Source organism: Pseudomonadota bacterium (assembly GCA_034660915.1).
GTDB lineage: Bacteria > Desulfobacterota > Anaeroferrophillalia > Anaeroferrophillales > Anaeroferrophillaceae > DQWO01.
The window spans coordinates 1-21949 of the sequence record JAYEKE010000228.1; the positions used below are offsets into that span (position 1 = coordinate 1).

Consider the following 21949-nt stretch of genomic DNA (forward strand, 5'->3'; position numbering starts at 1 on the left):
AAAATGTCAAATGGCGGAGGGAGTAGGATTCGAACCCACGGAGCTTTCGCTCAACGGTTTTCAAGACCGCCGCCTTAAGCCACTCGGCCATCCCTCCGTGAATTGTTTTCTACCTGATGACCTCCATACCGCCCATGTAGGGCCGCAAAACTTCTGGGACTACCACGCTGCCGTCTTCCTGTTGATAATTTTCCAGGATGGCCACCAGGGTTCTGCCCACGGCCAGGGCCGAACCGTTCAGCGTGTGAACGAAACGGGTTTTACCACCTTCCTTGGGTCGGTAGCGGATATTGGCCCGCCGGGCCTGAAAATCCTCAAAGTTGCTGCAGGAGGAAATTTCCCGGAAAACCCCCTGGCCCGGTAGCCAGACTTCAATATCATAAGTTTTGCTGGCTGAAAAGCCTAAATCTCCGGTACATAAATTGACTACCTGGTAATGAATATTCAATTTCTGCAGGATGTTCTCAGCGTTAGCCAGTAATTTTTCCAGCTCATCATAGGAATTATCCGGCGCGGCAAATTTGACCAGCTCCACCTTGTTGAACTGATGCTGGCGAATCAGCCCGCGGGTATCCTTGCCATAGGAACCGGCTTCCCTGCGAAAACAAGGGGTGTAGGCGGTAAAATAAACCGGCAGTTCATGGACTTCAAGAATCTCATTCTGGTATATATTTGTAACCGGCACTTCCGCCGTGGGAATCAGATAATAATCCATTCCTTCCAGCTTAAACAGGTCGTCAGCAAATTTAGGCAGCTGACCGGTTCCGGTCATGCTTGTTTTATTGACAATGAACGGCGGCAGAATTTCGGTGTATCCCTGGTGAGTGGTGTGCTCATCGAGCATGAAATTAATCAGTGCCCGTTCCAGTCGAGCCCCGGCACCCCGATATAAAGTGAATCGGGCCCCGGTTATTTTTGCTCCCCGCTCAAAGTCAAGGATTCCCAACTGTTCTCCCAGGGTCCAGTGGGCCAGGGGTTCAAAACCCATGGAAGGTCGTTTCCCCCAGGTGTGGACTACCGGATTATCCTCTTCACCGCTGCCGACCGGCACGCTTTCATGGGGCATGTTGGGGATCATGTATATCAGGGAATCCAGCTGATCGTCAAGTTTGCTGATCTGGGCATCGAGCTGTTTGATTTCCCTGGATACCTCGCGCATTTCAGCAATCTGATCGCCGGCATCCTGCTTTTGCTTTTTCAGGAGGGCAATGCTGTCCGAGCAGGTATTTCGTTTATTTTTCAATCCTTCGGTTTTAGTTAACAATTGCCGTCGCCGGGTATCGATAGAACGAAATTCGCTCAAATCCAGATCTGTATTTCTGTCCCGTAACATCTGTTCGACGTCATCTATGTTATTACGAATGAATTTGAGCTCAAGCATGTTATCGTCCCGATAAGGTATCAACGTGCCGGTTAAAAAATGAAGGGTATATATACTATCTCTATTTTTCTCTTGTCAATAAATTTCTCGGGATAATGAAAGTTGCTGAACAGGTTATAGTGGTAATCAACCGCTTGTAATTATTGATATCTATGATATTGTATTTTGGGTTTGATCAATCCGTCTTTTTGCTTTACACTAAGATAACAAATAAGATATACTCATCATAGTTGGGGATTTAATTTAGTTTAAACAGAGTGGAGGAGAATGAATTTACCAGGATGGAAAATGGGCGACCGTTTTGTTGACCTTCCCATCATTCAGGGTGGAATGGCGGTGAGTGTGTCGACGGCTGAACTTGCATGCGCGGTTGCTGATGAAGGTGGAATTGGAGTAATAGGGGCTACCGGGCTCAGCATGGAAGAAGTGAAACGCCAGTTGCAGGAAGCCAGGGCGATGACCAAAGGTATTCTAGGCTTGAATATTATGGTTGCGGCTCGAAGCTTCAAAGAAGTGATTTATGAATCGGTGCGGCAGAAGGTTGATGTGATTATTGCCGGGGCCGGCTTTTCCAAAGATGTTTTTGGTATCTGCAAGGAGTGGAAAACTCCCCTGATCACCATGGTCTCCTCCGTTAAAGCGGCAAAATTAGCGGAAAGATTAGGGGCGGCAGCGGTGATTGTCGAAGGCAGGGATGCTGGCGGTCACCTGGGAACCGAAGATAAAACGGAAGATTTATTGCCGGCTATCTGCAAGGCAATTTCAATCCCCGCCATTGCTGCCGGTGGATTTGTCGATGGCAAGGCGATCAGCCGGGTTATGGAAAAGGGGGCGGCCGGGGTCCAGATGGGAACCAGGTTTCTATTAAGTTCCGAGTGTACGGTTCATGATAATTTTAAAGAGTTGCTGCTGAAATCCAAAATCAGTGATCTGGTGCGGATACTAAGCCCGGTGGGATTGCCGGCTAATGCCATCAAGACACCGCTGGTGGAAAAGCTGCTGGCTGGTGATCAGTCGATCAGGCCGGATAAATGCAACGGCTGCTTAAAACATTGCAGCGGCAGTTTTTGCATCCTGGAGGCCCTGAAACGGGCCCGCAACGGTGACTATGAACGGGGGCTGTTCTTTACCGGAAGCAACTTCCCGGCGATTAAAAAGATTTTGTCGGTAAAGGAAATTATCGGCGGCCTGATGGAAGAAGCCAGTGCCCGTATAAATGGAAATGAGCTTTCAGTCAATCCTTGATACTGGATGCTCTCGAATGCTGTATTCGGTGTCCTAACCTGTCGGTCAGTTTGTTGGTGAGGATTTTGGCGGATTTCGGGTCTTTAGCCACAATGCTTATGCCCTGGTAACGTTTGCTCAAAAGTTGATTTTCAGCCTCAGAAATCAGATCAGCCTTGTTGAAAACCAGCATTTTGGGGATATCCTGGAGGTTCAAAGAACTCAGGATATTTTCAACTACCTGGATGTGTTCCTGTAGATGTTCATCGGCGGCATCGACCAGGTGAATTAACAGGTCAGCCTCGTTAAGTTCTTCCAGGGTGGTGCGGAAAGCATCCAGCAAATCTTTAGGCAATCGTTTAATGAAACCAACCGTGTCGGTGATGATGATTTCCTGCTCTCGGGGCAGGCGCAGACGGCGGGTGGTGGGATCAAGGGTAGCAAAGGGAAGGTCTTCTGTAAATACCGAGCTTTTAGTCAACGTATTTAACAGGGTTGATTTTCCGGCATTGGTGTAACCGATAATGGAAACCAGCGGCAGCTGGTTTTTTTTTCTTTTCTTGCGGGCGTTAGCCCGGCTTTTTGCCATTTTCTTAAGCCTTTTTTCCAGGGTGCCGATACGTTCCCTGGTGCGACGCCGGTCAATTTCCAGGGTTGTCTCCCCCGGTCCCCGGCCGCCGATTCCCCCGGTTAAACGGGATAAGGCGGTGGTCTTTTCAGAAATCCATGATAAACGGTATTTAAGCTGTGCCAGTTCAACTTTCAGTTTTCCTTCGCGGCTTTGGGCCCGGCGGGCAAAAATATCCAGGATGAGCAGGGTTCGGTCAATGACTTTCAGGTCTGTTATTTCAGAAATCCTGCGGGCCTGCATTGGCGATAATTCCTGGTTGAAGATCAAGAGATCGATACCCTGTTCCATGGCCGAGATGGTGATCTCCTGGAGTTTTTCCGCTCCGGTAAGCGTCCGTGGGTTTATGCGGCGATTTTGTATGTAGGTTTCAGCTATTTGCACCTGGGCACCCCGGGCCAGCTCCACCAGCTCATGGACGGATTCTTCATGAACATGACGTGGTTCCGGTCCGACACTGATGATGAACGCCCGCTGTTTATCTGCCGCTTTCGTCTGGTGGCTGAACCCGGTGGCAATTTCATTTTCCATCGTTTGAATTAATTGGGAAAATGGCAGACTGATATTGTAGGGGGATATAGGTTCAAGGATTTCATAAGCCGGCTGTTGCCGGTTTTCGCCGGCTTTAAGGTGGGCAAGCTGGAGTGAGGCAGGGAGACCGCTGGCGGTGGTATTGATGACCCCCATCAGATCCAGTCTGAGCATTGCCAGGTCTGTAAGGTCTTCAGTGTCAAGTGGCTGGCTGCCAAGGTGGACATGAATGCAGCGCAAGCCGCGCAACCGGCCATGCCCCAGACGGTATTCATGCAGGGAGGGCAGAGTGATTCTCTGGTGGGTGCCGACGATAACGTGAGTTATGTATCCCCGGCGGTTAATCAGGATGCCAATCTGACGGCCTGTTTCATGTGCCAGGCCGGCCAGATAACGGCATAGCTCTTCACTGATAATCTGTTCCTGATTGAGGTGACGACGGAATATCTTTTCGAGATTTTTAACCTGTTTAGGTTTCAGGCCGGTGAGATTGCCTTCAATAGCTGGCATATATTCTATACTGGGATAAAATTGTCAGAAAATTCAGAAAAATATCCGTTTTATATTTGCTTTTTACCACGAAGACCCAGAGAACACGAAGATTGTTGTCAAATTTAACTCAACTTTCTGACTTGCATCGCCAGGGACATATTGGCAGGATGTTCGGGCTTGGCTCATAGCGATATTCTGCCTTTAGATTAACTTAAGAAAGTTGAGAATATAATCTTTTTTCGCGGTAAACATTCGACTACGTTTTCAGAAAAGATAAAAATACTCTCACAGAGGCACAAAGCCACAGAGAACCCCAGTCACTTGCCCTCTGTGACTCAGTGTCTCTGTGAGAAATAATAAAAATTTGTCAATCTATAGACAAAGTCGAATATTTACTTTTCGCGGTCTGTTTTTTCTTATATCTAGCATAGGAGTTTATTGATGAAAAGTCAACAGCCGGGGATACTCTCTGACCCGGTAAAAGCCGGGAACACGACGGCGGAAAAGTTTTTGCGGCTCCAGGAAGTCATCCGCCGATTGCGTTCTCCCGGGGGATGTCCCTGGGATCGTGAACAGGATTTTGTTTCCATGAAACCGAGATTTCTGGAAGAAGTCTATGAACTGGTCGATGCTCTGGAACAAAATGATTTTGCCGGGATGCGGGAAGAGCTTGGCGATGTTTTTTTTCATCTGCTTTTTATGGTCCTTTTGGGTGAAGAAGGGAATCACTGGGACCTGGATGATGTCCTTGATGGTATTGCTGAAAAACTGATTCGCCGGCATCCCCATGTCTTTGCCCAGTCAGGAACGATTGAAACCAGCTCCCAGGTTCTGACCCAGTGGGACGAGATTAAAAAACAGGTTGAAGGTAAAAATTATCAATCGCTGCTGGACAATGTTCCCCAGACGCTGCCGCCGCTGCAAAAGGCCTATGTTTATGGCAAGAAAGGTCGCAAAGTGGGTTTTGACTGGCAGTCGGCCGTCGAGGTGCTGCCTAAAGTACATGAGGAGCTCCGGGAGCTGGAGGAGGCCATGGCGGGAAATGACCGGAAAGCCATGGCTGAAGAATTGGGTGATCTCTTCCTGGTTTTGACAAGCTTGACAAGGTTGTTAGATTTTGACCCTGAAGGCCTGGTTCGGGCTGCTAACCGGAAGTTTGAGTATCGGTTCAGGGAGATGGAACGGATTGCCGGTGTGCAGGGAAGTTCCCTGGAGCAGTTGAGTCTTGAGGAAAAGGAGATTCTCTGGCAGAAGGCTAAAAAACGTCAAGCACAGGAATCCTCTTGATGTCCTATCTGTTTACTGAGACTATTGCCTGTGAATAAACTGTTCATAAAGGGATTAATCTACGGTAATTATTAAGGAAATATAAATATTCTAAAACCGTTTGAAAAAAATAATAAATAATTACAGTTAGTTACGACCGTACCGGTAAAATAGTAAGTAGTTTAAGGGGTTTTGAACGATTTTCACAGGTCCTGTGGAAAAGCTGTGGATAATTCTATGAAGAATTTGCTAATATTTTTCTATCATATTGAAATTAAGGTGAAATTTTTTGGGGCTTGTAACTATTCAGCACATCTTTATGAAGTGCACTGCTGTGAGCAAAACCGGGACTGTCCCCGAGCCTTTTGGTTTAAAAGGGGACTGTCCCAGGCTTTTGCGGCGTATGCCGACATTGTTTCATCGTCCGTAAACATCTGGGACAGCCCCCGGTGAAGCTGGGGACAGTCCCGAGTTTACTACTTAAGTAGCGATGCAATGTGCTGAATAGCGCCTTCAGACCGCTGTCGCGGCCACATATCTGAAAGCAAATGAAACCATTTACTTGGAAGTTACCGGGGCTTTTCAATACGCGCCTCGCAGTCACAAAAAATTGCGGCGCAATATCAACCCATCTTATCCTTGATTTAAAGCTAGCGCTGAAAAAGCTGTTTGATGAAGTGTAATGAGATTGACAGAGAGTTGGGTTCAATGGTAGTAAGTTGACGATTGGAGACTGCTTTAAACTTGGGTTTCATCGTCAATCATGTTCCCGGCTGAAAAGCCGTTAAAATACGAAAGGAGACGCAGATGAGAAAGTTTAAAAAAGTTTTGATTGCTGTGGACTTTTCCGAAATTACCAGGGATGTGGTCGGGGTTGGGTGCCATTTTGCCCGGGAGTATGGAGCCCAGGTGGATTTTCTCCATGTGGTGGAAGAGGGATTTCTGCTTCTCGGCCTGGACGGCATGGCATTACCGGCTGAAGATCTTGAAAGTATCCAGATGGTGGTGGAAGCCCGTAAAACTGCCGGCCGTGAAAAAATGGAAGAAATGGAAAAAATTGCCCGTAAGTATGATTTGTCCTCCATTAACAGTGCCATTGTTGAAGGTCATCCGGCGACTACCATTGTGGATGAGGCCCATGACCGGCAGATTGATGCTGTTTTTGTGGGTTCCCATGGTTGGTCAGGAATTAAAAGGTTTCTGATGGGCAGTGTGGCCAGCAAGGTGTTGAAAAATGCCAGGTGTTCGGTAATGATAATCCGGCCGGAACGAGAGGAAGTTAAAGAATGATTGATCGCTACACCAGGCCCGAGATGGGAGAAATCTGGAGCGAAGAAAATAAGTATCGTGCCTGGTTGAAGGTTGAACTGGCAGCTTGTGAGGCTCTGGCTGAAATGGGGATGATTCCGCCGGAATCATATGCCACAATCAGGGAAAAAGCGGATTTTTCTCTTTCCCGGATTCAGAAAATTGAACGGAAAGTCCGGCACGATGTCATTGCTTTTTTGACTTCGGTCGGCGAGTTTGTTGGTCCTGATTCCCGCTATATCCACCTGGGAATGACCTCTTCCGATGTGCTTGATACGGCCCTTGGTTTGCAGCTGAAAGAAGCCGGTGAGTTGATTCTGGCGGATATAGAACGGTTGATGGAAGTTCTAGAGGAAAAAGCACATCAATATCAGGATTGCGTGATGATCGGCAGGTCACATGGAATCCATGCCGAACCCATAACTTTTGGTTTGAAACTGGCCATCTGGTTTGATGAAATCAAGCGCCAGCGGCGGCGTTTTGTCCTGGCCTTGGAAGATGTATCCGTGGGAAAAATTTCCGGCGCGGTGGGAACCTTCGCCAATATAGTTCCCGAAGTTGAAGAACGTGTCTGCCATAAATTGGGTTTGTCGCCGGCACCGGCATCCAGCCAGATTGTTCAGCGTGACCGTCAAGCATCTTTTTTTACGGTTCTGGCCCTGCTGGCCGGATCGATTGAAAAGTTTGCCATGGAGATCAGGCACCTGCAGCGAACCGAAGTTGGCGAGGTGGAGGAATATTTTCATGCCGGGCAGAAAGGTTCATCCGCCATGCCCCACAAACGAAACCCCATCCTCTCGGAAAATATCTGTGGGCTGGCTCGCCTGGTACGCTCCAATTCCCTGGCGGCGATGGAAAATATGTCTTTATGGCATGAACGGGATATCAGCCATTCATCGGTTGAACGGGTTATCGGGCCCGATTCAACCATTTTAATAGATTTTATTCTCCAGCGCTTTATCGGTGTCATGGATAAACTGGTTGTCTATCCTGAACGCATGCTTGAAAATCTGCAGTTGACCGGGGGGACTATATATTCACAGGGGGTATTGCTGGCCCTGGCCCGCCGTGGTATCAGCCGTGAGCAAGCCTATGCCTGGGTGCAGATAAATGCCATGGATTCCTTTAAAAAAGGGACATCCTTTAAAGATAATCTTTTAAATGATCATGAAGTAATGAAGGTTTTATCCGCGGATGAAATTGAAAACCTGTTTAAGGTGGAGCATCACCTGCGCCAGATTCCGGTTATCTTTCGCCGGGTGTTTGGAGAATAGAGGAGAATAAAATGAAGCGAGGGGATAAAGTTTATGAGGGTAAGGCGAAAATTGTTTATGCTACCGATGATGAACAATACCGAATTCTCTATTTTAAGGATGATGCCACCGCCTTTGACGGGACAAAAAAAGGGACCATTGTCGAAAAAGGAATTCTTAACAATCGGATTTCGACGACATTGTTCAACTTACTGGCGGAAAACGGAATCCCAACCCACCTGGTTAAAACCCTTTCGGAGCGGGAGGCACTGGTTAAGAATGTAAGTATCATTCCCGTCGAAGTGGTGGCACGAAATATCATTGCCGGCAGCCTGGCTAAACGCATGGGCCGGCCTGAAGGAGAAAATCTGGCGTTTCCGATTATTGAATATTACTATAAAGATGATTCTTTGCATGATCCCATGATTAATCGGGATCATGTTCTGGCCTTTTCCCTGGCTACCGCTGAGCAGATTGATCAAGCCAGGGAGCTGGCATTGAAAATCAACGGCATATTGCAGCAATATTTTCTTGATCGGGGGATTCTGCTGGTTGATTTTAAGCTGGAGTTTGGTGTTTTTAATGGTGATGTGCTGCTGGCTGATGAAATCTGTCCTGATACCTGCCGTTTATGGGATGCGGAGAGTCTGGAAAAAATGGATAAAGACCGTTTTCGTCGTGATTTGGGTAAGGTTGAGGAAGCCTATCTTGAAGTTTGCCGGCGGGTATGTGCCGTTGATGGAGATTAAGTGAAATCAGTGAATATTCATAAGCTGACCGTCTCTTTGGGTACAAAGAGCTATCCGGTTATCATTGGCTCGGGTTTGATCAGGACAAATGAGGGTAAGGTATATCTGCCTCATTTCAAGGGGCGACAAGGGGTTATTATTACCAATGAAACGGTAGCCGGCCTGCATCTTGATCGGCTTAAGGACCTTTTTGCCGGGACTGAATATAAAGTAACCCCGATAGTTATCGCTGACGGGGAACAATATAAAAGCCAGGAAACCCTTTTCAGCCTTTATCAGCAGATGTATGATGCCGGTTTGCAAAGGGATGGGTTTGTCTGTGCTTTCGGCGGCGGGGTGATCGGTGACCTGGCTGGTTTTGCCGCGGCTACTTATATGCGTGGCATTGATCTATTGCAGGTGCCAACCACGCTGCTGGCCCAGGTTGACAGTGCCATAGGTGGAAAAAACGGTATTAACCTGCCGGTTGGAAAAAATCTTGTTGGTTCCTTTTATCAACCTAGGGCGGTTATCTCCGATGTTGATTTTCTTGAAACCCTGCCGGAAGATGAGTTTTTCAGTGGTATGGGGGAAGTGCTTAAATATGCTTTGATCGCCGGTGATGATTTCGTTACCTTCCTGGAAATGAATTACCGGGAAATATTGGCGCATAATCCAAAAATTCTCGCCGGTATGCTGCATCTATGCTCTCGCATCAAGGCTGATTTTGTTGCCCGTGATGAGTTGGAACAACTGGGGGTTCGGGCTATCCTTAATCTCGGACATACCCTTGGACATGCCCTGGAAAAGGCCTATGCTTATACCGGGATCAAGCATGGTGTTGCCGTAGCAATGGGTTTAGTTTTTACCGCCTATTTGTCGGTTGAAACCGGATCATTGTCAGATGATGAATTGCAGCGTATCCTTGGGTTGCTGCAGCTTTTTAAAATGGGGCTTTCAGTTCCGGCTGAAGTCCAGGGGGAAGAACTTCTGGAGATCATGGCCCGAGATAAAAAGGTTGCTGCTGATTCATTGAAGATGGTTTTGCTGCGTAATATCGGTCGGCCATTTCTGTGTACTGAAATTTCTCCGGACCAGATGTTGGCTGCTTTGGAAAAATGCAAACAACCGCTGGAATTGCAGGGCCGTTAACACTGGTGAAAAATGTAGAACAAAATACCCTGATTTCGGTTGCCGGTCTGAAAAAAAGGTTTCCTCAACGGGGCAGTGGTTTTCTCGCGGCCAAAAGCTATATCCATGCTGTTGATGGGGTTGATTTTCAGATAAACGCAGGCGAAATTGTTGGTTTGGTTGGTGAATCCGGTTGTGGAAAATCAACTTTAGGTAAATTACTGCTCCGGCTTGAAAACTTTGACCAGGGGGAAATATCTTATCGTCATACCAGCTTGTCGTCATTAAGCGAGCGGGAATTGCGTCCTTACCGGCGCCAGCTCCAGATGATCTTTCAGGACCCTTATTCATCCCTCAACCCCCGGATGAGGGTCCGTAAAATTATTGAAGAACCCCTGATTATTCACCAGCTGGGAAATGGCGTCTGGCGTCGGCAACGGGTTGATGAGCTACTGGGTGTTGTCGGCCTGGAAGTTGAAATGGGGGATCGCTATGCTCACGAGTTCAGTGGTGGGCAGCGGCAACGGGTTGGTATTGCCCGGGCACTGGCGTTGAATCCTGAATTTGTAGTGGCTGATGAACCGGTATCGGCACTTGATGTTTCAATTCAGGCCCAGATTATCAATCTGCTCCTTGATCTGCGGGAACAGTTCAACTTGACGATGCTTTTTATTTCCCATGATCTCAGCGTTGTCAAGCTGCTCAGTGATATAATTCTGGTGATGTATCTGGGAAAGATTATTGAAGAAGCACCAAGTAAATCCTTGTATCAAGAGCCTTTACATCCGTATACCCGGTTGTTGCTGAGGTCCATCCCTTTACCCGATCCAGCCAGGAAGCGAGAAAAGATGGTTGATGTGGTTCATGATGCAGGCTTTACCATGGTGAATAAGGGTTGTCCTTTTTATTCCCGCTGTCCGCAGCGATTCGCGCTATGCGCGGAGGCAATGCCGGATCTGCATGACTGTGGTCATCAGCATCGGGTTGCCTGTTTCCTGTATCAAAATTAGGATATACGTTCAGTTGATCAGCTGTTAGCGATCAGCGTTTAGCTTTAAAAAAATCAAGGCTTTACGTTAATTAAAGATGACACACAATGGGTGTAATTTGTAATGTTTTACCTCTTGTAATCACAAGACTGATAGCTAACTGCTAAAAGCTAATTGCTCAATTTGTCTAGGATTTAATATGGCTGGAACCTCAAATATTTCAATTTTTATTGCTTTTACCGCTGGACTGTTGTCCTTTGTTTCCCCCTGTGTCCTGCCCCTGATCCCATCATATCTGACCTATATTACCGGAATTTCATTTGATGATCTGGCTGAAGAAGGGGATATTTCAATCCGTCGGCGAACGATTATTCATTCCCTCTTGTTTATTCTGGGGTTCAGCCTGGTATTTGTTGCCCTGGGGGCCTCGGCAACCTATCTTGGGAGTTTTTTTCAGCAGAACCAGGCGCTGATCAGAAAGGTCGGCGGAATTATTGTTATTCTTCTCGGTATTCATATTACCGGGGTACTTAAGCTGAAGTTTCTGGAGCATGAAAAACGGGTTGAGTTTAAAAATAAGCCAATTGGTTATCTGGGCTCAGTATTGGTCGGGATAGCTTTTGCTGCCGGCTGGACCCCCTGCATCGGTCCTATCCTGGCCAGCATTCTGCTTTATGCCAGCACCGAAAAAAACATGATGAGTGGCATTATTCTGCTGCTTTCTTATTCGCTGGGATTGGGGGTACCCTTCCTGGTTTCCGCGCTTGCTTTTAATTCGTTCCTGGCCTATTTTTCCAGGCTGAATCGCTATCTGCGCCTTATCAGTATTATCAGTGGTATATTTTTAATTGTGATCGGCGTGATGCTCTTTTTTAACTATTTTTCCGTTCTGTCACAATATATGAATATGTTTTTACCCCAGCATGGAGGTTGAGAGACTGTTATGCCAAGATTATGGATACCTATCGTCGAACTTCTGGGTTTTTTGGCCTTGATTTGTGGGGTGGCCCTGTGGATAATGCACGATGAATATAACCTGGCAACGATTATAATGGGGGTGGGCGGCGTCATGATTATTATTGGGATGCTGGCAGAGCGTTTTATTGTCGGCTACTATGATGATTGATCATGTTCATCAAAAAAGAAAAAAGGGGACAGATTTATTTTTTGATCTACGGTTGAAGCAGGCGTTGTTGTAGTAATGTTTGCATATCTCTGCGACCGTCGGCAATCAAAAGAACGTAAACGCTATCTTTATTTACCCGGTAGATTATACGATACGCTTTGAAAAATACTTCACGATATTCATGGATTCCCAAAGCCAGCAGTTCTTTAGGGCAGGCTCCGCGGTTCGGGTATTCAGCCAGTTCGTTGAATATGTGCTCAATTTGGTCGATGACTTTGTTCGCGTTATCCGGTGAATCGTATTTGGCGATATAGCCGTATAATTTGCGAAGATCCTGGTTTGCGTCATTACTTAGCAATACTGAATAGCGCATCAATTATGCTCTTGTTCTTCGCGCAGTTGCCGGATGCATTCAGTTGCCGGTTTAAATCCGCCTTTTTCGATTTGGAGATTGCCGAGGGCCAGAATTTTCAGCAGAGCTAAAGCCTCCTGTGTCTGCTCGTAACTTTCAATGTCCAGCATGACTACTTTGGCTTCACCGTTTTGGGTGATTATCAGCGGCTCTGCCTGTTTCCAGAGATTGCGGACGATTTCCGCAGTATGAGATTTCAAATAACTAATCGGTTTTATTTGGCTTGATAATTTCATAATTTCATGATCCTCTCTGCTTGGATTACACTTATGACTTAATATAGACTAAAAACAGGTCATTTGTCAATTTTGTTAAAAAAGAGGATCAAAAAATAAATCGGTCCCCTTTTTCTGACAAAAAAACAGCCACCGTCCAGCAGACGGTGGCTGTTTTTAGTTATGATTTAAATTCAGCTTTAACCCAGTTGTGCCGCGGCATTTTCCGCTGCCAGCATTACATGGTAGGACAGCGGTGAAGCGGTTAGCAGGGGATGGGTGGCATACTGCATGGTTGCCAACTGTTCAGCGTTCAGGCCGGCCTGGATGGCAACGGCAATAATGTTGACCATATCAGCCGCGGATTCACTGCCACTCACATGGCCGCCGATGATTACGCCCGTATCTTTCCGGAATAAAAGTTTTATTTTCATGTCCATTACACAACCAGGCAGGCCACCCGGATGTCGGTTCGGGGTGGTGGCTTCACCGATAATTACTTCGATCTCTTCCCTGGCGGCCGCACTGGTGGTCAGGCCGGCCGCGGCAATGCTGCGGTTGCCGATCTTAGTGGCAAAGGCACCCAGGGCACCCATGGTTTTCCTGGTCGTTTGATAGAGGTTGCTGGTCGCAATCATTGCTTCTGTACAGGCGACCGAAGCTAAACGGATTCCTGAGGGTTTACCGGTAATCAGGGAGAATTTACTGGCACAGTCTCCGGCCGCGTAAATGTCAGGGTCACTGGTTTGCATGAATTCATTTACCGTAACGCCGCCCCGGGGGTCGGCATCCAGGCCCATCTTTACGGCCAGGTCAATGTTGGCTATCGCACCGATACCGATGATAACCAAATCAGCCGGCAGTGATTTGCCGTCGGCAAGCTTGACCGAAGTAACTTTACCGTCGCCTTCCAGGGCTTCCACCCGGCTGTTAGTCAGTAGATTGATGCCCATTTGGCGTAACTCATTTTCCGCCTGGAGACAGAATTCTTCTTCGCAGGCCAGCATAAGACAATGGGGAAGCATTTCAACGACCGTTACATCGATTGAGTTATCAGCATTGTTTCCCATTTTGGCAATCTGTTCGGCCATTTCAACGCCGATGAAACCTCCACCAATGACGATGACTTTTTTCGCTGTTTCCATGGCGGTATATAACTGTTGCAGGGCAACGGGATCTTTGCTGATCGTAAAAACATTGCCAAGATCAATCCCCGGCATCGGCGGTACCATGGGCTTTGAACCGGTACCAAGGATCAGTTTGTCATAGGTCAGGGTATTGTCGTTGGAAAATATAATACTTTTCTGCTCCCGATTGATATCCACCACCTTCTGCTGGATAATCTCAATCCCCATTTCAAGGAATTTGCCATCGGGAATAATGTCTTTTTCAACATCTCCAAGCGTACCATAAATATAGGGAATTCCACAGGGAACCGGGGTTTTGGTGACATCGCGAATAACTGCCACCTCTTTTTCAGGATGACGTTTTTTCAGGGTAACCGCAGCCATCAGGCCGGCGGCTGAGCCGCCAACAATTGCCACATCAGTTTCTTTCATCACTAACTCCTCCAGAATGAATATGAAAAGATTTAGATAATTGAATATTATCAGAATTGTATGTAGTATATTTTATGCTATTTGTCAAGGGGCGATGGTGAAGTCAAAGCGGGAATAATTCTTATCAAAACGATTTTATTGGCCATAACCCGGATGACTTCCAGGCGTGCTGACGGGATTTCAATGAAATCGCCACTGGTTGGAATTTTACCCAGTCGGGAGAGAACAAATCCAGCCAGATGAAGATAGTCCTCTTCTTCAGGAACTTCCAGGAAAGGAATATCCAGATTAAGCCGTCGGATTGGGATGTCCGCCCTGACCAGGTGAGAGCCATCTTTTAAAGAAATGATTTCCGCCTGGGAGCCGACGTCTACTTCATCGTTCATTTCCCCAATGATTTCTTCAACCACATCTTCCATGGTTATCAGTCCTTCCATGCCACCATATTCATCAACAACGATTGCCAGGTGTTTTTTCCCCCGGCGAAAAGTTTCCAGCAAACTGTCAAGAGGCATTATCTCAGGAATAAAATGTGCCGGCCTGATAATCTGTTTCAGGGAAAAAGTTTTACCGAACTTGTGGGTAAACAGGTCATTTATATGCATGATGCCGATGACGTCTTCCCGGTTTTTACCATAGACCGGATAGCGGGAAAAGCCGACCTGTCGGATAAGGGATAGGATTTTGTTGTAGGGGGTATGAAGCTGGATCATTGCTACTTCCTGCCTGGGAACCATGATTTCTTTGACCGTGGTTTTCTCAAGTCCCAGGATATTATTTATCATCAGAGACTCACTTTGATTTAAGAGTCCCTTTTCCCGGCCTGTATGGATAAAGGATTCCATCTCTTCATCAAAATGAGGTTCATGATTCTTGGGTTGGGAAGATGAAAATGTTCTGATCATTAAATGACTTATTAGTGAAGTAAGCCGGCTGACGGGTTTGAGTATCCGGATAAGTATGTGCAGGGGTTTGGCAACCTTCAATGCCAGGATATCCGTGCTGGCGGCTGCATAGGTTTTTGGGGTTATTTCAGCAAAAATTAGTAGTACGGCGGTGACGAGCAGGGTGGAAATCAAAACCCCTTTGTTGCCAAAATAATAAACACAGAGATAGGTGGCAATGGCTGATGCGGCAACGTTAACAAAATTATTGCAGATCAGGACGGTAGCGATAAAATCATGGGGATGCCTCAAGATATTTTTTAAGCGCTGTGCTTGATTAGGGTATTTTTTACTGTAATAGCGCAGCCGGTGGGGTGGAAATGACAATAAGGCGGTTTCAGTCCCGGAGAAAAAGGCGGAAAGGATAATCAGCAGGATAAAGATGGCTAAGAGTAATAGGACTGTCCAGAGTTCCATGATCAAAGTATTATTCGCTTTACAAAGTTGAGATTATCTTTTAAATCTTACTGGCAAATAATTAAATGAAAGGTATAAGGCTAAAGGCTAAAGGCTAAAGGCTAAAGGCTAAAGGCTAAGGTTCCTTGTGCCGTCCACCATTTAATAACTTATAGAGGAATCAAGATGCATATGTCAAATTGTATTGATGAAAATCATGTTATTTCCGGTGCTGATTAAAAATGAAAGTCAAAGAGCTGACGATTCAGGGATTCAAATCCTTCGTGCATCGAACCAGGATTCCATTGCATGAAGGGATCACCGTGGTGGTGGGGCCGAATGGTTGTGGCAAAAGTAATATCCTTGATGCCCTTCGCTGGGCAATGGGAGAACAGCGACCACTGCAGCTTCGGGGAAAGGCGATGGGGGACATGATTTTTAACGGAACCCAACGTTTGAAACCAGCCGGGATGGCAGAGGTTAATCTTACCATGATTGGTGATGGGGCTCCTTTGCCGGAGCCATATCAGCAGTATAGTGAGGTGATGATTTCCCGGCGCATGTATCGTCAGGGAGATACAGAATACTATTTGAGCAAAGTTCCTTGCCGTTTAAAAGATATTACCGCCCTGTTTCGTGATACGGGTATCGGGGCTAAGGGATATGCCTTCATTGAACAAGGGCAGATTTCTCAAATTATTACTGCTAAACCAACCGACATCAGGGCGATGTTTGAAGAGGCTGCCGGAGTTTCGGGCTTCCAGACTCAGCGTCTGGAAAGCTATCGTAAGATTAGAGAGAGTGAAGAAAACCTGGATCGTTTGCATGATATTATCAATGAGGTGGCCAAAAACCTGAAGAATCTGCAAAAACAGGCTCGCCAGGCAAAGAAATTTCGCCGGCTGCAGGGCCAGGAAAAGGAACTGGATCAGCAGCTGAACGGTTATCGTTATCTGCAGGTGGAAGAAGAGCTGGTACCCAAACGAGAATCCTTACGGTCATGGCAGCAGCAAGTGGATGATAAAGAGCAACAAAGGGCTGTTCTGGCAACGGAACTTGATCAACTGATTGCCCGGGGACAATCATTGCAGAAAATGGTGGATAAGGGGCGGGATGAAGTTAATGGGAACCGGGAAAACACTTTGGCTACCAAATCCAGGATTGAATTGCTGCATCAGGAGCAGGAAACCTTTACCCGTCAACTGCAGGAAGGGCGCAGCCGTCAGCAGGGTCTGGCGCAGTCTCTGGAAGCTCTGGCAAAAAACCGGCAGGAGCAAAACCTACAACTGGAAACCCAAAATCAACGCTGGCAGTCCCAAAATAGCGAATGTCAATCCCTGGAAGAAAGCTACTTTGAAAAAAAAGCAATAGTTTCCCGGATGCTTAAGGAACAGACGGAATTTCGTGAGGAAGTTTTTCGACTCATGAGTGAAGAAAGCCAGGTCAAAAACGAGTTGCATCTTTATAACGAGAAGCTGGAACGCCTTAGGCAGAAGCAGGAAGGTCTGAGCAATGACGGGCATCAATGGCGTCATCAACTCAAGGAGCTTGAAGATACCATGCTTCAGGGGAAAGTAGTTCTGGCCGAACAGTTGTCTTTGCAGCGGCAGCTGGAAGAGGAAAAAGAAAGTTTGTCGGCGAAAGTTTCTCAGCTGCAGAAAAAAATGGAGGATGCAGACCAGCGTCGGCAAACTGCTTTTAATCATCTGACTGACTGCGAGCGGGAGTGGCATCAACTGCATACCAAGGTTTCTGAAGGTTTTGGTTTTACCAGCGGGATGAAGCAGGCCTTGCAGGAGGAGTCTGGAAATTTGCTGCATTCATTCTGGGATGTGTTTGAACAGGTGCCTTCCGCGTGGGAGCAGCCACTGGAACTTTTCATTCGCCAGCTTTGTGAAGGTCTGGTACTTGCGGATCATACCGTCGTCCCTGATTTCATCAGCCGTCAACGGCACCGGGACAGGGTAGCGGTACTGCATGCCCGGCAAAAATCAGCGGCAGAAGAATCTTTCGCGACTCTTCCTGATGGAGTTCAATCCCTGGCAGAGTTGGTGTCGGTAAAAGCTGAATTCAGACAGGTGGTTCAGCCTTTATTGAATCGTACCTATGTGGTTGCTGAAGGGGAGCAGGTGGCATCATTGCTGGATATGCTGCCGAAAGATTCTTATCTGTTAACGGGAAATGGCGAAATCTATGCCGGTTCCGGCTGGTTCTGGGTTGGAAACATTAATCGGGCGGATAGCAGTGAACTTTTGTCATTGCGGCGGGAATTGGCTGCAGCGGCAAGTGAAAGGGACAAAGCCCGGGAGCAGTTATCGGTTAATGATCGTAAACTTGAAGCATTACAGGTTCAACTGCTGGAGGCAAAAGAAGAGCAGGGAAAATGTGCCTCGCGGTTGGAACCTGTTTTGGAAGCTGTTCGTCAAAGTAATCGCTGCCGGGAGGATAACCAGCATGAATATGATCGTTTATCCTCCGTGCTGCAACGCGCTGACAATGATGGAAAACATCTCCTTGAAGAGCAGGATGATTTGACCGCAGCCATAAAAGATGCCGAAGAGAAAATTGCGGCTATTATTGTTTCGAGAACTGAAAAAGAAAACGAACTGGCAGAGCTGGTTGCCCGTTATGGTGCGGCTGAAGAAGATATGGTTGCAGCGCAGGAATTTTTGTCAGAAAAGAAAATTTCCCTGGCCGCCATTGGCGCGAAAAGGGATCAGCTCAAACGGGATATCCTGAGAATTACCAATGATGAGGAACGACTTGAACGGCAGGTTGAGCGAATTGAACAACAGCTTGGCGAAAACCAGCAGACATTGTCTGCATCAGTTGAGCGTTCAGAAGAACTTGAAATTCGGATGGAGGAATTGACAAAAGATGCAGTGGAGCATGAAAAGCAGCTGAATGAACTACTGCGGGAGAAAGAAGAACTTGAAAAATTTAGCCATGAACGTCAGGAAGCGGTGCGTGACGCTGATAAACAGTTGTCTACGTGGAGGCCTCGGCTGTTGGAAGAACAGTTGGAACTGCAAAGCCTTGAAAATAGCCGTAAATATATACTGGATAATTTTTCTAAGCAATATGGTATCTCTTTGATAGAGTACCTGGATGAGAACCCATTGCGTGATGATGAATCTTTCAATGAGTCAGAGATGGTGGCAAAATTGGAGAAAATCCACCATTGGATTGCTAATTTCGGTCAGGTAAACCTGCTGGCCCTGGAAGAAGCAGATGAGGTCCAAAACCGCTATGATTTTCTGAAAGAGCAGGAGGTGGATCTGCTGTCTTCCATTCAGTCCGTAAAAGAGGCTATTGAAAAGATGGAAAAAACTTCCCGAGCGAGATTCCTTAGTACTTTTTTCCAGGTTAATGATCATTTTTCGCAGCTATTCAGTGAACTGTTTGATGGAGGCAGGGCTTCTTTGCGATTGACGGACGAAGACAATATTTGGGAATCAGGGGTGGAAATTGCGGCAGCCCCCCCCGGGAAGCGGCTGCAGAATTTACGTTTGTTTTCCGGCGGTGAAAAAGCTCTGATTGCTGTTTCGCTGATTTTCGCTTTTTTTAAGGTTAATCCGGCGCCATTTTGTGTCCTGGATGAGGTTGATGCGCCGCTGGATGATGCCAATATTGACCGTTTTAACCAACTGGTTAAAAAGTTTGCTGCCCACAGCCAGTTTCTGATTATTACCCATAATCGCCGGACCATGACCATCGGTGATTATCTTTATGGGATTACCATGGAGGAAGAGGGGGTTTCCAAAACCTTATCCGTGCAACTGGCTGATTCTTCAGGTCGTCCAGAACAGCGGGTTGCCGCCATCGCAGAATAACAGGAAGCGTTTACTGGAACCTAAAATGAGCGATTAGCTTTTAGCCGTTAGCGATTAGCTCAATAATTACAAGATGTTTAATATCATCAACCTTCACCCGTTGGGTGTTGTTACTAACCATCGTAAAGCCCTGATTTTTAAAAGCTAATTGCTAATGGCTAAATGCTAATAGCTCAGCTTAGGATACAGTTACCTGTTGAGTACTGTGTATTCTTATATGTCTCAACTTTCTTAAGTTGCATTGCCAGGGACATATTAGCAGGATGTTCTGGCTTGGCTCATAGCGGTATTGGCCGCCGGCAAACAGGTGTTTTTAGCGTAACTCAGAAAGTTGAGTGTAAATATTCGACTTTGTCTATAGATTGACAAATTTTTATTATTTCTCACAGAGACACGGAGTCACAGAGGGCAAATGACTCGGGTTCTCTGTGACTTTGTGCCTCTGTGAGAGTATTTTTATCTTTTCTGAAAACGTAGTCGAATGTTTACAGTTGAGTTAATGTAAAACCTTAATTTTATCCAGCTAACTGCTGATTGCTTAAGTTAGGTGGAAGGATAAGAAATGCATGAGTGATAAGAATAAAAAAGGGTTGGTCGGCAGATTTTTTTCCCGAAAAGGGAAACCGGAAGAATTGCCGGAAAAAATGTTAGAGTCTGGGGATAAACCGTTTGCCATTGAGGAAAATGTGGAGGAAACGGATAAAGCCGATTTTTCTACTGTTGAACAGGAATCTACGGCAGTTAAGGATGTTGACAGAGAAACTGCTGCTGTGGATGAGGAAAGTCAACAGGTTGGTGAATCGGCTGGTTTGTTCAGCCGACTGAAAAAAGGTTTGAGCAAAACCCGTCAGCGGTTTGTCGGTACTCTGGATGGACTGTTCTATGGTAAAAAAGAAATTGATGAAGAATTCCTGGAACAGTTGGAGGAGGTTCTGCTGACCTCTGATCTGGGAGTGCAGACCAGTTACCGCCTGTTTGCCGAAGTCGAGGAGCGAGTCAGTCATCAGGCGTTGGAAGACCCAAAGCAGTTACGACTTTTTTTACAGCAGGAAATTCAAAAGATTCTCCAGGCCGCGGAGCAGCCCTGGGAAATCAATCATAAGCCTTATGTCATCATGGCTGTGGGGGTTAATGGAGTTGGTAAAACCACCACCATTGGTAAACTGGCGGCAATTTTTACGGCCCAGGGAAAAGATGTGCTGTTGGGAGCCGCGGATACCTTTCGGGCTGCAGCGATTGAACAGCTGGATGCCTGGGCTGAACGGGCCAGGGTTCCCATAATCCGGCAAAAAATGGGGGCGGATCCGGCCGCCGTTTGTTTTGATACAGTACGGTCAGCAGTGAGCAAAGGGGCTGATGTGGCGATTATTGATACAGCTGGCCGTTTACACACTAAAGTCAACCTGATGGATGAACTGAAGAAAATGAAACGGGTGATCGAAAAAGCACTTCCCGGTGCGCCCCATGAGATTTTATTGGTGCTCGATGCAAATAACGGCCAGAATGCTATCAATCAGGCCAGAATGTTTCATGAAGCGCTGGGGATTAATGGGTTGGTAATGACCAAGTTGGATGGAACTGCCAAGGGTGGAGTTATAGTGGGAGTATGCGATGAATTAAAATTGCCGGTTCGCTATATTGGTATCGGCGAACAGCTTGATGATCTCAGGCCATTCAAGGCAGCTGATTTTGTCAATGCTTTATTTGATCGGGTATAAGGCTGGGTCGAAGGGGACAGAATCCAATTCTGTCCCCACATTGAGATAGTTTGGAGATTGTTGTATCTATGAGTCAGGAAACAGAACTTGACGATCTTGACCTTGATAAACTCTTGGATGATGAAGATTTTCTTGAGGATTTTGATTTCGAAGAGCCTGTGGTTGATTCCGGTCTCCAGACTGGAGAAGAAATGCCCTCGGGGGGTGGTTCTTCCGGGACCGTTGTTTCTCCGGCAGTTGAATCAGTGGTTCCCCCTGGTGATTCGACAACCGTTGATGATGCCGAATCCTCAGCAGTCCGTCCTTTTCTGAAAAAAATATTATTTCCCGTTTCCATTGTTCTGGCTGTTATGCTGCTGATTCTACAGATATATGCCGCCAGGGAAATATTTTTCCCAAAACCTCACATCAGCTCGATGACAAAAAGAGTTGTCATTGCCGAGGTCATTACTCATAATCTGGCTGAAAATATCGATAAAGCAGCTGAAGAGGAACCTCCCCAAACAGATATTATTACCTTTGATTTTCATTATCCGCTCTATTCTTTGGCGGGTTTAAAAATTCTTGGAGTAGATGTCCAGCTGGTTTTTCCGCCACATAATCCTTCACCTCTGAGTGCTGAGCAAATTGAGCAGCTGAAAAAGGCAATGCACGATTCCCTGGGGCAAGCCGTTGCTGGTCGGATGCTGGAGGAATTGGGGGAATATGATGATTTTTTTATTGAATTTCTTCGAGAGTCCATTGCTTCAACTTTAAAGCAATGGCATCTGCCACCGGCTACCATCAGGCTTGAAGGCTTGATGGTGCATTGAAAT

General features: G+C 46.6%; 18 protein-coding genes and 1 tRNA gene. 12 read left to right on the forward strand and 7 right to left on the reverse strand.

Translation table 11 applies throughout. From position 1 onward, the window contains the following. Positions 1-11: 11 nt before the first annotated feature. Together U9P07_12370 and serS are read right to left on the reverse strand one after the other, a co-directional pair. A tRNA-Ser gene (locus U9P07_12370) sits at positions 12-97 on the reverse strand. A 12-nt stretch (positions 98-109) separates the two neighbouring features. Then, positions 110-1381 (reverse strand): serine--tRNA ligase, encoded by a 1272-nt coding sequence (gene serS / locus U9P07_12375; protein MEA2110199.1) that lies wholly within the window; start codon positions 1379-1381, stop codon positions 110-112. A 267-nt stretch (positions 1382-1648) separates the two neighbouring features. Here serS and U9P07_12380 point away from each other — a divergent pair, with 267 nt between their 5' ends. Next, on the forward strand, positions 1649-2626 hold the full coding sequence (locus U9P07_12380; GenBank protein ID MEA2110200.1) for a nitronate monooxygenase: 978 nt from the start codon (positions 1649-1651) through the stop codon (positions 2624-2626). Here U9P07_12380 and hflX read toward each other — a convergent pair. Beyond that, on the reverse strand, positions 2616-4274 hold the full coding sequence (gene hflX / locus U9P07_12385; protein MEA2110201.1) for a GTPase HflX: 1659 nt from the start codon (positions 4272-4274) through the stop codon (positions 2616-2618). The two genes, U9P07_12380 and hflX, sit on opposite strands and share 11 nt — an antisense overlap. Before the next feature lie 423 nt (positions 4275-4697). Here hflX and mazG point away from each other — a divergent pair, with 423 nt between their 5' ends. From mazG to U9P07_12425, 8 genes are all read left to right on the forward strand, one after another. Beyond that, positions 4698-5543 (forward strand): nucleoside triphosphate pyrophosphohydrolase, encoded by an 846-nt coding sequence (gene mazG, locus U9P07_12390; protein MEA2110202.1) that lies wholly within the window; start codon positions 4698-4700, stop codon positions 5541-5543. 786 nt (positions 5544-6329) lie between these two features. Next, a complete protein-coding gene (locus U9P07_12395; protein MEA2110203.1) occupies positions 6330-6812 on the forward strand; it encodes a universal stress protein in 483 nt (160 codons plus the stop codon). Then, complete coding sequence (gene purB, locus U9P07_12400; protein ID MEA2110204.1) at positions 6809-8104, forward strand: adenylosuccinate lyase; 1296 nt, start codon at positions 6809-6811, stop codon at positions 8102-8104. The genes U9P07_12395 and purB overlap by 4 nt, the downstream gene beginning before the upstream one ends. Positions 8105-8115: 11 nt before the next feature. Further along, positions 8116-8832, forward strand: a complete 717-nt coding sequence (gene purC, locus U9P07_12405; protein ID MEA2110205.1) for a phosphoribosylaminoimidazolesuccinocarboxamide synthase — start codon at positions 8116-8118, stop codon at positions 8830-8832. Then, positions 8833-9963 (forward strand): 3-dehydroquinate synthase, encoded by a 1131-nt coding sequence (aroB, locus tag U9P07_12410; GenBank protein MEA2110206.1) that lies wholly within the window; start codon positions 8833-8835, stop codon positions 9961-9963. It begins immediately after the preceding gene. A gap of 5 nt (positions 9964-9968) precedes the next feature. Then, entirely contained in the window at positions 9969-10952 is a 984-nt protein-coding gene (locus tag U9P07_12415; GenBank protein MEA2110207.1) for an oligopeptide/dipeptide ABC transporter ATP-binding protein, read from the forward strand. 178 nt (positions 10953-11130) lie between these two features. Next, positions 11131-11865: a cytochrome c biogenesis protein CcdA gene (locus U9P07_12420; GenBank protein ID MEA2110208.1), complete on the forward strand. Its 735-nt coding sequence runs from the start codon at positions 11131-11133 to the stop codon at positions 11863-11865. A gap of 9 nt (positions 11866-11874) precedes the next feature. Next, on the forward strand, positions 11875-12057 hold the full coding sequence (locus U9P07_12425) for a hypothetical protein (protein MEA2110209.1): 183 nt from the start codon (positions 11875-11877) through the stop codon (positions 12055-12057). Positions 12058-12103: 46 nt separating this feature from the next. Here the strand turns inward: U9P07_12425 and U9P07_12430 are convergent, their stop codons facing one another. The 4 genes from U9P07_12430 to U9P07_12445 all read right to left on the reverse strand — a co-directional run bounded on the left by U9P07_12430 (position 12104) and on the right by U9P07_12445 (position 15604). Then, positions 12104-12430 carry a type II toxin-antitoxin system RelE/ParE family toxin gene (locus U9P07_12430; GenBank protein ID MEA2110210.1) on the reverse strand — a complete coding sequence of 109 codons (327 nt, stop codon included), beginning with the start codon at positions 12428-12430 and terminating at the stop codon, positions 12104-12106. Beyond that, positions 12430-12705, reverse strand: a complete 276-nt coding sequence (locus tag U9P07_12435; GenBank protein MEA2110211.1) for a type II toxin-antitoxin system Phd/YefM family antitoxin — start codon at positions 12703-12705, stop codon at positions 12430-12432. Before U9P07_12435 ends, U9P07_12430 begins: the two co-directional genes overlap by 1 nt. Before the next feature lie 179 nt (positions 12706-12884). Further along, positions 12885-14243: an FAD-dependent oxidoreductase gene (locus tag U9P07_12440; protein ID MEA2110212.1), complete on the reverse strand. Its 1359-nt coding sequence runs from the start codon at positions 14241-14243 to the stop codon at positions 12885-12887. A gap of 77 nt (positions 14244-14320) precedes the next feature. Beyond that, positions 14321-15604: a hemolysin family protein gene (locus tag U9P07_12445; protein MEA2110213.1), complete on the reverse strand. Its 1284-nt coding sequence runs from the start codon at positions 15602-15604 to the stop codon at positions 14321-14323. A 221-nt stretch (positions 15605-15825) separates the two neighbouring features. On the opposite strand from U9P07_12445, the gene smc reads away from it, so the two are divergent. The 3 genes from smc to U9P07_12460 all read left to right on the forward strand — a co-directional run bounded on the left by smc (position 15826) and on the right by U9P07_12460 (position 21946). Further along, positions 15826-19416: a chromosome segregation protein SMC gene (smc, locus tag U9P07_12450; GenBank protein MEA2110214.1), complete on the forward strand. Its 3591-nt coding sequence runs from the start codon at positions 15826-15828 to the stop codon at positions 19414-19416. 566 nt (positions 19417-19982) lie between these two features. After that, positions 19983-21134 carry a signal recognition particle-docking protein FtsY gene (ftsY, locus tag U9P07_12455; GenBank protein ID MEA2110215.1) on the forward strand — a complete coding sequence of 384 codons (1152 nt, stop codon included), beginning with the start codon at positions 19983-19985 and terminating at the stop codon, positions 21132-21134. A gap of 68 nt (positions 21135-21202) precedes the next feature. Beyond that, positions 21203-21946, forward strand: coding sequence for a hypothetical protein (locus U9P07_12460; protein MEA2110216.1), 744 nt, complete (start codon positions 21203-21205; stop codon positions 21944-21946). Positions 21947-21949: the final 3 nt, after the last annotated feature.

What these genes read in the sequence shown, in the direction of transcription:
- hflX (MEA2110201.1), bottom strand. Translation starts at nt 4,274, where the DNA reads ATGCCAGCTATTGAAGGCAATCTCACCGGCCTGAAACCTAAACAGGTT.
- purC (MEA2110205.1), top strand. Translation starts at nt 8,116, where the DNA reads ATGAAGCGAGGGGATAAAGTTTATGAGGGTAAGGCGAAAATTGTTTAT.
- smc (MEA2110214.1), top strand. Translation starts at nt 15,826, where the DNA reads ATGAAAGTCAAAGAGCTGACGATTCAGGGATTCAAATCCTTCGTGCAT.
- U9P07_12420 (MEA2110208.1), top strand. Translation starts at nt 11,131, where the DNA reads ATGGCTGGAACCTCAAATATTTCAATTTTTATTGCTTTTACCGCTGGA.
- U9P07_12435 (MEA2110211.1), bottom strand. Translation starts at nt 12,705, where the DNA reads ATGAAATTATCAAGCCAAATAAAACCGATTAGTTATTTGAAATCTCAT.
- U9P07_12440 (MEA2110212.1), bottom strand. Translation starts at nt 14,243, where the DNA reads ATGAAAGAAACTGATGTGGCAATTGTTGGCGGCTCAGCCGCCGGCCTG.
- U9P07_12425 (MEA2110209.1), top strand. Translation starts at nt 11,875, where the DNA reads ATGCCAAGATTATGGATACCTATCGTCGAACTTCTGGGTTTTTTGGCC.
- U9P07_12395 (MEA2110203.1), top strand. Translation starts at nt 6,330, where the DNA reads ATGAGAAAGTTTAAAAAAGTTTTGATTGCTGTGGACTTTTCCGAAATT.
- U9P07_12445 (MEA2110213.1), bottom strand. Translation starts at nt 15,604, where the DNA reads ATGGAACTCTGGACAGTCCTATTACTCTTAGCCATCTTTATCCTGCTG.
- U9P07_12380 (MEA2110200.1), top strand. Translation starts at nt 1,649, where the DNA reads ATGAATTTACCAGGATGGAAAATGGGCGACCGTTTTGTTGACCTTCCC.
- purB (MEA2110204.1), top strand. Translation starts at nt 6,809, where the DNA reads ATGATTGATCGCTACACCAGGCCCGAGATGGGAGAAATCTGGAGCGAA.
- mazG (MEA2110202.1), top strand. Translation starts at nt 4,698, where the DNA reads ATGAAAAGTCAACAGCCGGGGATACTCTCTGACCCGGTAAAAGCCGGG.
- U9P07_12430 (MEA2110210.1), bottom strand. Translation starts at nt 12,430, where the DNA reads ATGCGCTATTCAGTATTGCTAAGTAATGACGCAAACCAGGATCTTCGC.
- serS (MEA2110199.1), bottom strand. Translation starts at nt 1,381, where the DNA reads ATGCTTGAGCTCAAATTCATTCGTAATAACATAGATGACGTCGAACAG.
- ftsY (MEA2110215.1), top strand. Translation starts at nt 19,983, where the DNA reads ATGAGTGATAAGAATAAAAAAGGGTTGGTCGGCAGATTTTTTTCCCGA.
- U9P07_12460 (MEA2110216.1), top strand. Translation starts at nt 21,203, where the DNA reads ATGAGTCAGGAAACAGAACTTGACGATCTTGACCTTGATAAACTCTTG.